The sequence below is a fragment of the Sphingobium fuliginis genome, from assembly GCF_004152845.1.
In the GTDB taxonomy this organism is placed as follows: domain Bacteria; phylum Pseudomonadota; class Alphaproteobacteria; order Sphingomonadales; family Sphingomonadaceae; genus Sphingobium; species Sphingobium fuliginis.
Genome location: NZ_SEON01000007.1, coordinates 247,098 through 259,579, shown reverse-complemented (window position 1 = coordinate 259,579; position 12,482 = coordinate 247,098). Strand labels below are relative to the sequence as shown.

The following is a 12,482-nucleotide window of genomic DNA, read 5'->3' as shown; positions in this document are numbered from 1 at the left end:
GCGTGGTCCGAGCTTGGGGATGTATCTGCACCATCACGAAACCTCATCAGCAAGAGCAGCAAAGCGCCACGCGTGATCCGCGATAGCGCTCTTTACCATATCCCAATGATGTGTCGCAACCAGACAGGTAGGTTCGCGCAGCCAGTCCAGCCGCCGCGCCTGCTCCAGCCAATAGGCTTCGGCGTCATCCAGCGATCGGCGATAGCCCGCGGCATAGGCGGCGGCATCGACCTTCGCCTCCGCCGACCAGGCCGGCGGCACGGGATAGACAGGGGGAGCCGTGGTCAGCATCGGCGGATCTCACTTCACTTTGGCGAGCGCGGCGGTCATCCGCCTGGCGGCGAAGGGCGGCAGCTTCACCGCCTTGGCCGCCGCGAGATCGGCCGGGGCCACCTTGCCCACCTGCACCAGCGCGACCATGCCCATCGAATAATGCGGCATGCACTTGATGCCGTAGAGGCCGGGCTTGGTGACGGTCAGCACCGCCTCCTTGTTCATCGCGCCCTTCATCGGGGTCGCGCCGGCCGGCAGCATGTTCGCGATGGTTTCGGCATTATGGCTGGGATTGGTCGGCTGGAAACGGATGGTGTCGCCCACCGCCGCCTTCACGAAGGACGGCTCGAACACCATGGCGCCGTCCGCGCCCTGGTTCTTCATATGGACGACGATGTCCTTCGCCTGCGCCGACAGCGGCGCCAGCGTCAGGAGCGCGGCGGCGGCAACGCCGCCCAGGGTGATGCGAATGCGGATCAAGGCTCTCTCTCCCATGCAAACATGCTTGGGCAAGTGATGACGCAGCGCAGCGGACCCCCGCAATGGGCCATTGGTCCTAGGGCGCGCGCCCCTCCGGCGCCACTCGAACCAAGGGCCGCCCCAGGTCGCGCCAGCCGTCCGTCCCCTCCGCCAGCCACCAGACATTGCGATAGCCCATGGCGCGCAGCCGCCGCGCCGCGTTCCAGCTCATCCAGCAATCGGACCGGCAGAAGACGACCAGCATGCGATCGCGCCGGCCACCCGTCAGCCGCCGCACGCCGGCCGCGAACCAGAGCGCGATGTCGGGCTCCGGCACGCCCCTTCCCGCTTCGGGGAACCAGCGAGCGCCCGGAATGCTCTCATGCTGCGCCGCCAGCCGCCAGCGCCCGTCGCTCTCCCGATGCCCGCCCTCGGCCGGCAGGACGTCGAGGAACAGCGCATCCCGGCCCGGCCGCAGGGCTGCGGCGGCGGCCGGCGCGATCCGCCCGACCCCGGCCGGCGGGCGGGAGACCGGCGCGCGATAGGCGGCGATCCGATAGCCGTCAGGCGCGAACAACGGCTCCGCCGCCACGGGCGCCGCGCAAAGCAGCAGAGCACCGGCCCAGATCGTCCTCCTCATCCCGCTTCCCTCCCCATCCGACCCAAGGACCAATGGTAGCGCATTGCGCCAGCCTTTAGACCTGCACCAAGGGAGAAGGATGTGAAAAGGCGAAGCTACGCAGCCATGACCCTGGCCCTGCTCGCGCTGGCGGCGGGGGCGGGCGCATCCACGCCCGCCGATCCGCTGGAATCGCCGATGTGGGAAGCCCATGCAAAGCTGCTGTTCGGCAACGATCCGGTCCGCTTCGACCCGCGGGTGAAGGTCGATTTCCCCCAGATCGCGGAGAACCAGCGCAGCTTCCCGGTCGCCATCGACGCCCGCGCGATCCCCGGCGTCCGGCGCATCGTCCTGATGGCGGACCTCAACCCGATCCCGATCGCGGTCGACTATCGCCCGACGGACAGCGAAGCCTATCTCGCCACCCGCATCAAGCTGGACCAGCGCACCCCCGTGCGCGGCGCGGTGCAGTTGGCGAGCGGCGAATGGCTGGTGTCGGGCGGCTGGATCGACGCGGCGGGCGGCGGCTGCTCGACGCCCCCGGTCAGCCGGGTCAAGGGCGACTGGGCGGACCATCTGGGCGAGATCAGGGGCGAGGCCTGGCCCGTCGCGGGGCCGGTCGACGCCAGCCGCCTTCGCCTCAACTTCCGGCACCCGATGGACACCGGGCTGGTCGACGCCATTCCCACCTATCATCTGGAACGACTGACCGTCAGCGACGCCGCCGGTCGCGAACTGGGCCGGATGGAAATCTGGGCCTCGGTCGCGGAAGATCCGGCCATCACCCTGATCCCCCATGCGGCGGCGGGCGACATGCTGGCCGTCGATGCCCGCGACACCAATGGACGCGATTATCACGCGGCGCTGGCCGTCGCGCGCCAGTCGCCCCTGCCGCGATGATGCTGACCCGGCGCAGGCTGATCGCGGGGAGCATGGCGCTGGCCGCCATGCCCGCGCAGGCGCGGCGCAGCTATGCGATTGCCCCCGTCCCGGTCGCGGACGGCATCTGGATGATCCACGGCGCGGACGCCCCCATAGAACCGGCCAATGGCGGCGCCATCGCCAATATCGCCATCATCGCCACGCCCGCTGGAACAGTGCTGTGCGACTGCGGCCCGTCGCTCGCCTATGGACAGGCGCTGCGCAAGGTGGCGGAGGGACTGACCGGCCAGCCGGTGGTCCGCGTCTATGTCACCCATCTGCATCCCGACCATGGCATGGGCATCGCCGCCTTCGATCCCCGGATCGTCGCGGCCCTGCCCGGCACGATAGAGGCTCTGGCGCGTGAGGGGCGCGGCTATTCGGACGCCATGTACCGGCTGCTGAACGACTGGATGCGCGGCACCGAACTGGTGCTGCCGGGCCGGCCGATCGCCGCCGGACGGGAGGAGTTCGGCGGGCGAGGGCTGCGGCTGCTGGCGCTTTCAGGCCATAGCGGCGCGGACCTGGCGCTGCTCGACGAACGCAGCGGCGTGCTGATCGGCGGCGACCTCGTCTTCCACGACCGCGCGCCCAGCACCCCGACCGCCGACCTCCCCGGCTGGCGCGCCAGTCTCGACCGGCTGGCGCGGGAACCGCATGGCGGCCTGATCCCCGGCCATGGCCCGTTCGATCCCAGCGGCCGGGCCGCCATTGCCCAGACCCGCGACTGGATCGACTGGCTGGACGAGGCGCTGACGCAGGCGGTGCAGTCGGGCCTCGACATGGTGGAGGCGGGCGAACTGCCGATACCGGCGCGCTTCTCCACCATGGCGGCGGCGCGCTATGAGCTGCAACGCAGCGTCTCCCACCTCTATCCGGGACTGGAGGCGCGGCTGCTGCCCCGCATCGACCGGCCCGGCTGATCCGCCCCCGGAACTAACGCCCCGTTCGCGCGTTCGGGCGCTGGTTAAAAAGGGGGGAGGATGCGATGCCCACGTCGGAATTCTTCAGGGAACAGGCGGAATTGTGGGAACGCCGCGCGGGCGCCGAAATGTCCCGCCACGCGCAGGACGCCGCCCTGGCCGCCGCGCGCAAATGGCATGACGACGCGAACTTCGCGGAGATGATGACGATCGGCCTCGTCGCCACGCCGCAGCCGGAAGCCCTCGTCGACCAGCCAGTCATCAAGGCCTAGAACCGCGCCTTCACCCCCGCATACCAGCGGCGCGGCGCGCCCGGCCCATAGGCGCGCGGATTGGACGCATCGGGGGCCTGCGCCATCTCCACCTCCCCGACGTCGCTGAACGTGCCGAAGGTCGCATATTTGCGGTCGAACGCATTGTGCAGTTCCCCGAACAGCGTCACCCCCGGCGCCATGTCGATCCCGGCGCGCAGGTTGACCAGCGCATGGCCTTTCAGCCGCGGCTGGTCATTGCCCTCGTCACCCACCAGATATTGCCCCGTCCGCGCGATCAGGTCGCCGCCGACCGACCAGCCGCGCCCGGCATAATCCAGCGACAGCGTCGCACTGTGGCGCGGAATGCCGGGCAACCGGTCCCCCGGCTGGACAAAGATCACCCCGTCCCCGTTCGCCGCCGGATTGGCGGGGCTGGAAAGCGCCAGGTCATGACGGTAGGTCGCATCGGTGAAGGCATAGCTGAACGCCCCCGAAAGGCCGCCGCGCACCGCCTTCAGGGTGAATTCCACGCCCTGCCGCCGGGTCGCGCCGATATTGCGGAACCAGGCGCGCCCCCGAATCGCCGACGCGACAAACTGAATGTCGTCGCGGTTGCGCGTGCGATAGGCGGACAACAGCCATTCCAGTCGGAACCCGCCCCATCGGCCCCGCCCGCCCGCGCCCGCTTCCCAGCTCCTGGCGACGATCTGCTTCAATGGCGGATCGGCGATGAAGAAATTGGCGAGGCTGCACGGCGCATTCTCGTCGGCGCAGGACAGTTCGGCCGGCGTCGGGGCGCGATTGCTCTCCGCATAGCCCACCCTCAGGTTCAGCCCCTCCGTCAGCCGGTAATCCAGTTCCAGCCCGGGGTTCAGCCGCCTGAACCGATGATCGCCGTTGAGCGCCGTGCCGATCCGGTCGCGCATCGCAATCACCACATGATTGTAGCGCAACCCGATCTCCGCCGAGAGCCGGTCGGTCAGCGGCAGCCGGTCCTGCGCGAACAGCCCCCAATAGCCGGCATGGGCGACCAGACCCACCGGCCCGATCGCGCCGTCCGCCTGCACGATGGCCGGCCCCAGCCCCTCGACGCCGCGATCCTCCGTCAGCGCAGCCAGTTCGGTCGAGGCGCCGAAGCGGCTGCGGCTCGTGTCATAGCTCATGCCGATGGCAAGGTGATTGCGCCCGCCCCACAGCGGCCGCTCGTCGATCATCTGGACCAGCACGCCCATCGCCCGGCTGTCCAGCCTTCCCCGATTGAGCACGCCATAGCCCTCGCCGCCCAGCACATCGGCAATCGTGCGGCCGTCCGCATCGGTCAGCAACGCCTCGTCCGCCCCCTCGACGGTCTCCAGGCAGAGCAGCCCGTCTTCGCACCCCTCTATGTCGGCGGCGTCGCCGTTCACCGTGCGCAGCTTCAACCGTTGCGCATAGAGCGTGCCCTCGATCCGCATCCCTTCCCCCAGCGCGACCCAGGGATGCAGGCTGATCCGGCCATAGCGCGCCCTGGCATTGTCCGGCCAGGTGAAGACGGCGCGCCGGTCCACCGCCAGCAACTCGACCGGCGCGACGCCATTGCCCGTCAGGTCCGTGTCGGCGCCGATCCACTTCAGATGCAGCCCGCCGCTCGCGGTGTCGAAACCCAGATCGGCATAGCCATTATGGAGGGTGGAGGGCGAATGGTCGCGCCAGCCATCCTCATGGCTGTACTGGAACGCGCCGAATGCGCTGAAATCGCCCTTCCGGAACCCGCCCGCCACGCTCGCCTCCCGCGAACCGAAGCGTCCGCCGGTCAGGCTCGCCTCCAGCCCCGGATCGCTGGTCCCGGTCTTGGTGTCGATCACCATCGCCCCGCCCAGCGCGTTCAGGCCATAGACGGCGCTGCTGTCGAACAGGGTAAGGCTGCGGATCGCCGCCTCCGGCAACAGGTCGAAGGCGACCGTGTCGCCAAAGGGCTGGTTGAATCGCGCGCCGTCGAGATAGACCGCCAGCCCCTGCGCCTGCCCCTGCAGCGGGGAGGCGGTGAAGCCGCGATAGACCAGATTGGGCTGCCACGGATTGCCCTGCGCGTCCTGCAGGGTGACGCCGGCGATGGACCGGGTGAGCGCGCCCAGCAGATCGGGCGTTCCCGCGCGGCTGATGTCCGCGCCGGTCAGGCGCAGCGCATCGTCGGCATCGATCGCGCCGCCGGGGGCCGTGACGACGATCGGCTGCCGGTCCGCATCGGCGCCGGCGGTATCCGCCCATGCGTTCTGCGCGGTGGCCTGCCCCGCCAGAATCGCCCATGCCGCGCCGGCCAGCCACATGCCCTTCCTCATCCCCGTGCCTCTTCTTCTTTGTTCCCCAACGGCCAGGCCATTGTCCAGCCATGAAAATGGGGCCGCATCCCTGTTAGGATGCGGCCCCGCCCCGTGACATTGTTCCTTCGGTCGGGATCAGAAGAACAGGATGGCCCCCGCCGCGATGGCGTCGGAACTGGCCTGATTGCCGTTATGCGCTTCCGATCTGGTGTGGACATATTCGCTCAGCAGCGTGACCCAGCTTGTGAGGCCGTAGCGGACCTGCCCCACCCAGCTCGAATTCTTGTCCACCAGCGTCGGGTTCGCCAGCGCGTCGGCGGCATTGGCATAGTCGAGATTGCTCTCGCCATAGCTGCCCCCGACAGAGAATTTTCCGAAGCTCGCCAGCCCCTGCAGATAGAAGCCATGGCTGTCGCGCTTGTTGCCCAGCCCATCGGTGTCGAACAGGTTGAGCGCCGTCGTGCCAAGGCCCGAAGCGTCATAATAGGTGCCGACCAGCGTCAGCGGCCCCACCGTCACCTTCGCGCCCGCGTCCCAGCCCCAGCTCGTATAGTCCGGCCCGGCGATCACATCATGCTTCTGCCGGATGCCCGCCGCCCACAGGCGGGTGCCCACGCCGCCGAACTTGCCGTCATAGACCAGCTTGCCCTGGAAGCCCGGCTCCTTGTTGGCCTCGTCCGGTCCGGTCAGCGAGGACAAGGGCTCGAAAATGCCGATGCTGGCGGTGAAGCCGCTGAAGCTGGGCGTGGTATAGGTGATCTGCGGCTGGAAATCGGTGTAGATATAGCCGACGCCGATCCGCCCCAGCGTGGTGTTGGACGGCGCGACATTGCCCGCCGGCGTGCCCGACGACAGCAGGGTGATGTCGTTCAGGATCTGCTCCGAGGCGAACAGGCCGATGTCGCGGCCGATCTTCACCTCGCCAAAGCCCGGACGGCCGAAGGTCAGGTAGGTCTGGCGGAAATCGATGCCCGCCGTCTGGAGCCCGCGCGGATTGCCGGGGCTGTTCGCGCCGCTGCCCGCATAGCTGACGGAGTTGATGCCCGGATACATGCCGAAATGCGCGCCGACGTCCCAGCCGCCCTGCCTGGTCATGACCTCCACCTTCAGGAAGCCGGGCAGCAGACCGTTGCGGATGGCCGAACTCTTGCCACCCACCGTCGCCACGCCGCCGACGACGCTGTTGGTGGCGCTGGGCGCCTCGCCATTGTCATGGACGTAGAAGCCATTGACCGATCCGGAGAATTTGAGCGTGACGTCGCCCATTTCGAAGCCGACACCGCTGTCGGTCATGCGGACGCTCCGACCGCCGCCCGACGCATCCGGCGTCACCGGCGGCGCGGCCGGCGCGGCAGCGGCCTCCGCGCTCTCATTCTTCAGCAGTTCCTGATATTCCTCGTCGGAGAGGATTCCCTTTTCATGCAGCCGCTTCAGCAGATCGGCGGTGGTCCCGGCCATCGCCGGCGTGGCAGTCGCGCAAAGCAGCCCCATGGCCGCGCTCGCGAGGAGCAGCGTCCTTTTCATAACATCCTCCCTCTTTTGTGCCGGTCAATGCCCCCGGCTGAAGAGAGATTGAGGCCGGCAGGGCGCGGCGGAAATTGGACTTAGGGCCTCCTCCCTTGGGAGGAAGGGACGCATGGCTCCAGGCCGCAGGCGGCGCCTGCGCGGACGCTCGAAGCAAGGGCGCGGCGCGCAAGAGCCCGGTTCAGACAGGAGGAATCAGGCACTACTTTGGTCGAAGGGCGCATGGATGTTCGCGCGGAGAGCATCCGCGGCAAGGGTCAGGATCTTGACCTTACGCCGCCAATCGCAGGCAGTTGCGTCCGCTATGCTTGGCGTTGTAGAGCGCCTTGTCCGCGGCCTCCAGCACGGCCTGCCCCTCGCTCTGGCCGCCCAGCGCCACCAGTCCCGCGCTGAACGTCACCGGGATCACCTCGCCCGAATCGATCTGCACCGGATGGGCCGTGACCATTTCGCGCAGCCTTTCGCAGATCATGCTCGCCCGCACGACGTCGGTGCCGCTCAGCAGGATGGCGAATTCCTCCCCGCCCAGACGGCCGATGCTGTCGACGCTGCGCAGTCCGGGACGCAACCGCTCGACGAAGCCCGCCAGCACGCGGTCGCCCGCGCCATGGCCGTAGCCGTCGTTGACCGCCTTGAAATGATCGATGTCGATCAGCAGCAGGCAGGCCCGCGCGCCATGCCGGACGCGCAGCATCTCCTCCTCCAGCTTTTCGAGGAAGGCCCGGCGGCTGTCCGCCCCGGTCAGCGAATCCAGCGCCGCCACCTGCTGAAGCGCGCGTTGCCGCGCCTTGTGCCGGGACATGTCGCGGATCGTGCTGACAAGGCCGGTGGGCAGGCCGCGCTCGTCGACCACGGCGCGGGCCACCATCTCGCACCAGTCGCTGCCTTGCGCGGAAATGAAGGGGCGGAATTCCACCGTCTGCACCTCGCCCGGCTGCTCCAGCGCCCGGTCCAGCGTCGCGATCACCTGTTCCCGGTCCGCCGGGTCGACCAGATTGGCCGCGTCCTGCCCGACCAGCAGTTCCGGCGCGCAGCCGATCTGTTCGGCCGCCGCGGGGGAGGCATATTCGATCACGCCGCCAACGCTGATGTTGAGCACCACGTCGCCGCTATTTTCCGCAATGGCGCGATAGCGGGCCTCGCTTTCCTGCAACATCTGGAACAGGCGGCGGCGGCTGTTCAGCTCCGCAGCGATCGGCATCGACAGCAGGAAACTGAAGGCCAGGAAGAGCTGGAAGAACTGCATCCGCTCGCCCAGCGTGCCGGGGATCATGTACAGCGGCCCATGACCGGTCATGGTCGCCATGCCGCCGATGATGGCCAGGATCATGACCGAAGCCGCCGCGCCCAGATTGCCCAGGCGGAAGACCATCGCGACCATCGGCAGCAGCAGCGCGAACAGCATCGGATAGCGCGCCGCGTAGAAGACGAAGGCGGTCGCCAGCGCGAACAGCAGCAGCAGCGCCAGCGCTTCCCACTTGCCCCTGCGCGAAGTCTGGCCGAACCAGCGCCGCAATTCGCCCTGCATCAGCATCATCAGGATCGGCGTGCAGGTCAGCGCGCCCAGCACATGCCCGGTATACCATTGCAGCAGCGATGCGCCGAAGGACACCGTCGTCAGCGCCGACGCGACAGTGGCGGCGGCCAGGCCCGCGATCAGATTGGCCGGACCGCACAGCGCCAGGATGAAGACGAACAGCGGCTGCATCGAACCGGCGAACTTCCCGCCTCGCGCGAAGCGGCGGCAGATCAACGCGACGATCAGCGCTTCCAGCAGGTTGATGCCCGCCATCGGCACGGCGGCGAGCGTCCCCATCCCCCACAGCGCGGTCGACAGCGCGCTGGCCATGCCGCAGGCGATCAGCGCCCACGGCCAGGAAGCGGTTCGCGATGTCAGCAGATAGGCCATCAACAGCGCGTTGGCGCCCCAGATGAAGGCCAATCCCCCTTCGAATCGTGAACTGGCAAGCGCCAGCGACGCCGCCAGGAAATAGGCGCAACCCAGGGCAACCGGTTCCACGCGGGAAGAAGGATGTCGAAGAGACGTCTGCATGTTCGCCCCGCCCTAGACGCTTATCGTTAAGATATACTCACGATGATGATTTTACACAGGGGAAAATCATGCCGACGCCAGCAATGCCTGCCATCGCCCCAGCCTTTCGCCTCTGACATCGTCCGGCAGGGCCGGGGCGAAGCTTCGCCGTTCCGCCCCCATGGCCCCCGCCGCCTCGGCAAGGGAGGGAAACAGGCCCGCGCCCACCGCCGCCAGCATCGCCGCGCCCCGGGCGGTCGTCTCCACATCGGCGGGGCGATCCACGCGCAGCTGCAGAATGTCCGCCAGGTCCTGCGCGATCCAGTCATTGGCGCTCATTCCTCCGTCGATGCACAGGGCGCGCCAGGGCATGCCGTCGGCCGCGAATGCGCCAGCCAGGTCGTGAAGCTGGTGCGACAGCGATTCGAGCGCCGCGCGCACGATATGCGCCCGCTTCGTGCCCAGCGTCAGGCCATGGATCGCCCCCCTGGCGTCGGCGCGCCAGTGCGGCGCGCCCAGCCCCGCCAGCGCGGGCAGCATGGCGACGCCGCCGCTGTCCGGCACCGAACGGGCCATCGCTTCGCTTTCCTCCGCCGTTGCGATCAGGCGCAGTTCGTCGCGCAGCCACTGGATCAGGCTGCCCGCGACGAACAGCGACCCTTCCAGCGCATAGCTCGTCTCGCCCGGCAATCGACAGAGCAATGTGCCGAGCAGGCGGTGCCGCGATACCGGCACGCTACTCCCCATATGGGCAAGGACGAAGGCGCCGGTGCCCAATGTCGCCTTGGCGTCGCCGGGGGTCAGGCAGGCCTGGCCGATGGTCGCCGCCTGCTGATCCCCCATCAGTCCCCGGATCGGGATCGGCCGGCCGAACCATTGGTCCTGCGTCTCGCCAAAGGGGCCGATATTGTCGACGATCTCCGGCAGCGCATGCGGCGGCACGCCGAACAGGTCGCACAGCCCCCGGTCCCAATCGGCGGCGTCGAGCGCCATCAACTGGGTGCGGCTGGCGTTGCTGGCATCGCTGACATGCAGGCCGCCGGTCAGCTTCCACATCAGCCAGCTTTCGACCGTGCCGAAGGCCAGCGCGCTGCCCGCCGCCGCCACGGCGGGCGCATGATCGAGCAGCCAGCGCATCTTCGTCGCGGAGAAATAGGGATCGATCACCAGCCCCGTCCGCCGCTGGATCGCCTCCTCCTTGCCCGCCTCGCGCAGGGCGGCGCAATGATCGGCGGTGCGGCGGTCCTGCCAGACGATGGCGGGGGCCAGCGGCTCGCCCGTCCGCCGGTCCCACGCGACCACGGTCTCGCGCTGGTTGGTGATGCCGATGGCGGCGACACGGTCGGCCCCGCCCGCCAGCGCCACCATGTCGCGCGCGCAGGCCAGGGTCCTGTCCCAGATCTCCGCCGCATCATGCTCGACCCAGCCGGGCCGCGGATAATATTGGCTGAGGTCCGCCTGCGCCATGCCCAGCCGCCGCCCGTCCGGCGCATAGAGCATGGCCCGCGTCGACGTCGTGCCCTCGTCCAGCACCAATATCGGCCGTTCGCTCATGCCTTCCCCCCCAGCCATTCCCGGACATGCGCGGTCTGGCGCGCATCCAGACGCAGCCCCAGCTTCGTCCGGCGCCATAATATGTCGTCGGCCGTCATCGCCCATTCCCGCGCCACCAGATAGCGCAGCTCCGCCTCGGTCAGGCCATGACCGAAATGCGCGCCCAGCGCCGCCATGTCCCGCGCCCCGTCCAGCCACTCCCAGGCGCGGGTGCCATAGGCGCAGGCGATCCGCTCCGCCGAGGCATAGTCCAGGAAAGGATAGTCGCAGCCCAGGTCCGCGATCAGCCGGTCGCGCCCCTGCATCGGGAAGTCGCCGCCCGGCAGCGCCGCCTTCGCGGTCCAGTCGCCGCCCGACAGGCTGGGGAGAAAGGGCTTCAGCATCGCCACCGCCTCCGCGGCGAGGTGGCGGTAGGTGGTGATCTTGCCGCCGAACAGGCTCAGCAGCGGCGCCTCTCCGTCCGGCGCATCAAGCTCCAGCCGATAGCCGCGCGTCGCCGCCTCCGGTCTTCCCGAACCGTCGTCGACCAACGGGCGGACCCCGGCATAGGACCACAGCACATCCTGCGGCGCGATGCTCTTCCGGAAATAACGGTTCGCCCCTTCGCAGAGATAGGCGATCTCGTCGGGATCGGGCCGGACATCGTCGACCGGTCCCCGATGATCGCGATCCGTGGTGCCGATCAGGGTGAAGTCCCGCTCATAGGGCAGCGCAAAGAAGATGCGGCCATCGGGCAGTTGGAAGAAATAGGCGAAGCCATGGTCGAACAGGCGCGGCACGACGATATGCGATCCGCGCACCAGCCGCATGTGGCGGTCCGTTTCGCCATGGGCGCGATGGAGCAGGTCCAGCGCCAGCGGCCCGGCGGCGTTGACCACGGCGCGCGCGCGGAAGCGCGGCATCGTTCCGTCCGCCGCCCGCGCATATATGGTCCAGCCGCCGCTTTCCCGTTCCAGCCGCCGCACCTCCGTCCGGCTGTGCACCTCCGCGCCCCGGTCGGCGGCATCGCGGGCGTTCAGGATGACCAGGCGCGCATCGTCCACCCAGCCGTCGGAATAGACGAAGGCCGTGCCGAAGCCGGTTTTCAGGGGCCGGCCCGCCGGATGACGGCGCAGGTCGACGCTCTCGGTCGGCGGCAGGGCGCGTCGGCCGCCGATATGGTCATAGAGGAAGAGGCCAAGCCGCAGCATCCAGCGCGGCCGCAGCCCCGGCACCCAGGGCAGCACGAAGCGCAACGGATGGACGATATGCGGCGCGATCGCCCAGAGCCGCTCGCGCTCCGCCAGCGATTCGCGCACCAGCCCGAATTCCCGATGCTCCAGATAGCGCAGCCCGCCATGGATCAGCTTGGTGGAGGCGGAGGAGGTGCCCTGCGCCAGATCGCCGCGCTCCAGCAGCAGCACCCGCGCACCCCGACCGGCCGCATCGCGCGCCACGCCGCAGCCGTTGACGCCGCCGCCGATCACGGCAAGATCATGGGCCGCCGGGTCCTTATCCCTTGTCACGCCGCCACCCTAGCGCGCTTCGGGGACGGGGGGAACCGAAACGGACCCGCCCCGGACAAGAGGCCGGTTCCGATGCTAGAGCCAATCGACATTCAGCCCTGACGGCTTGCAAATGACG

At 68.8% G+C, this 12,482-nt stretch carries 11 protein-coding genes; 3 read left to right on the top strand and 8 right to left on the bottom strand.

Translation table 11 applies throughout. From position 1 onward, the window contains the following. Positions 1-33: 33 nt before the first annotated feature. The 3 genes from EWH10_RS22040 to EWH10_RS17195 all read right to left on the bottom strand — a co-directional run bounded on the left by EWH10_RS22040 (position 34) and on the right by EWH10_RS17195 (position 1,372). The gene (locus EWH10_RS22040) at positions 34-291 is read right to left on the bottom strand and encodes an acetyl-coenzyme A synthetase N-terminal domain-containing protein (protein WP_242495900.1); all 258 of its coding nucleotides are present in this window, start codon (positions 289-291) and stop codon (positions 34-36) included. A 9-nt stretch (positions 292-300) separates the two neighbouring features. After that, positions 301-768, bottom strand: coding sequence for a pseudoazurin (locus EWH10_RS17200; protein WP_025549448.1), 468 nt, complete (start codon positions 766-768; stop codon positions 301-303). Positions 769-829: 61 nt separating this feature from the next. Then, positions 830-1,372 (bottom strand): rhodanese-like domain-containing protein, encoded by a 543-nt coding sequence (locus tag EWH10_RS17195; RefSeq protein WP_025549449.1) that lies wholly within the window; start codon positions 1,370-1,372, stop codon positions 830-832. Between the two features lie 105 nt (positions 1,373-1,477). Here EWH10_RS17195 and EWH10_RS17190 point away from each other — a divergent pair, with 105 nt between their 5' ends. The 3 genes from EWH10_RS17190 to EWH10_RS17180 all read left to right on the top strand — a co-directional run bounded on the left by EWH10_RS17190 (position 1,478) and on the right by EWH10_RS17180 (position 3,467). Then, positions 1,478-2,251 carry a quinoprotein dehydrogenase-associated SoxYZ-like carrier gene (locus EWH10_RS17190; protein ID WP_037482691.1) on the top strand — a complete coding sequence of 258 codons (774 nt, stop codon included), beginning with the start codon at positions 1,478-1,480 and terminating at the stop codon, positions 2,249-2,251. Further along, positions 2,248-3,195 (top strand): quinoprotein relay system zinc metallohydrolase 1, encoded by a 948-nt coding sequence (locus EWH10_RS17185; protein WP_044661025.1) that lies wholly within the window; start codon positions 2,248-2,250, stop codon positions 3,193-3,195. The genes EWH10_RS17190 and EWH10_RS17185 overlap by 4 nt, the downstream gene beginning before the upstream one ends. A 65-nt stretch (positions 3,196-3,260) precedes the next feature. Continuing rightward, positions 3,261-3,467, top strand: coding sequence for a hypothetical protein (locus tag EWH10_RS17180; RefSeq protein ID WP_025549452.1), 207 nt, complete (start codon positions 3,261-3,263; stop codon positions 3,465-3,467). On the opposite strand, the gene EWH10_RS17175 is transcribed toward EWH10_RS17180, so the two are convergent. The 5 genes from EWH10_RS17175 to EWH10_RS17155 form a co-directional block, all read right to left on the bottom strand. Continuing rightward, positions 3,464-5,767, bottom strand: a complete 2,304-nt coding sequence (locus EWH10_RS17175) for a TonB-dependent receptor (RefSeq protein ID WP_025549453.1) — start codon at positions 5,765-5,767, stop codon at positions 3,464-3,466. The genes EWH10_RS17180 and EWH10_RS17175 overlap by 4 nt on opposite strands. A 117-nt stretch (positions 5,768-5,884) precedes the next feature. Further along, positions 5,885-7,273 carry a porin gene (locus EWH10_RS17170; RefSeq protein ID WP_044661022.1) on the bottom strand — a complete coding sequence of 463 codons (1,389 nt, stop codon included), beginning with the start codon at positions 7,271-7,273 and terminating at the stop codon, positions 5,885-5,887. A 271-nt stretch (positions 7,274-7,544) separates the two neighbouring features. Beyond that, entirely contained in the window at positions 7,545-9,326 is a 1,782-nt protein-coding gene (locus EWH10_RS17165) for a sensor domain-containing diguanylate cyclase (RefSeq protein WP_025549454.1), read from the bottom strand. A 66-nt stretch (positions 9,327-9,392) separates the two neighbouring features. Next, complete coding sequence (locus EWH10_RS17160) at positions 9,393-10,859, bottom strand: FGGY family carbohydrate kinase (RefSeq protein ID WP_044661021.1); 1,467 nt, start codon at positions 10,857-10,859, stop codon at positions 9,393-9,395. Further along, entirely contained in the window at positions 10,856-12,364 is a 1,509-nt protein-coding gene (locus EWH10_RS17155; protein ID WP_065847331.1) for a glycerol-3-phosphate dehydrogenase, read from the bottom strand. The genes EWH10_RS17160 and EWH10_RS17155 overlap by 4 nt, the downstream gene beginning before the upstream one ends. Between the last annotated feature and the right edge of the window lie 118 nt (positions 12,365-12,482).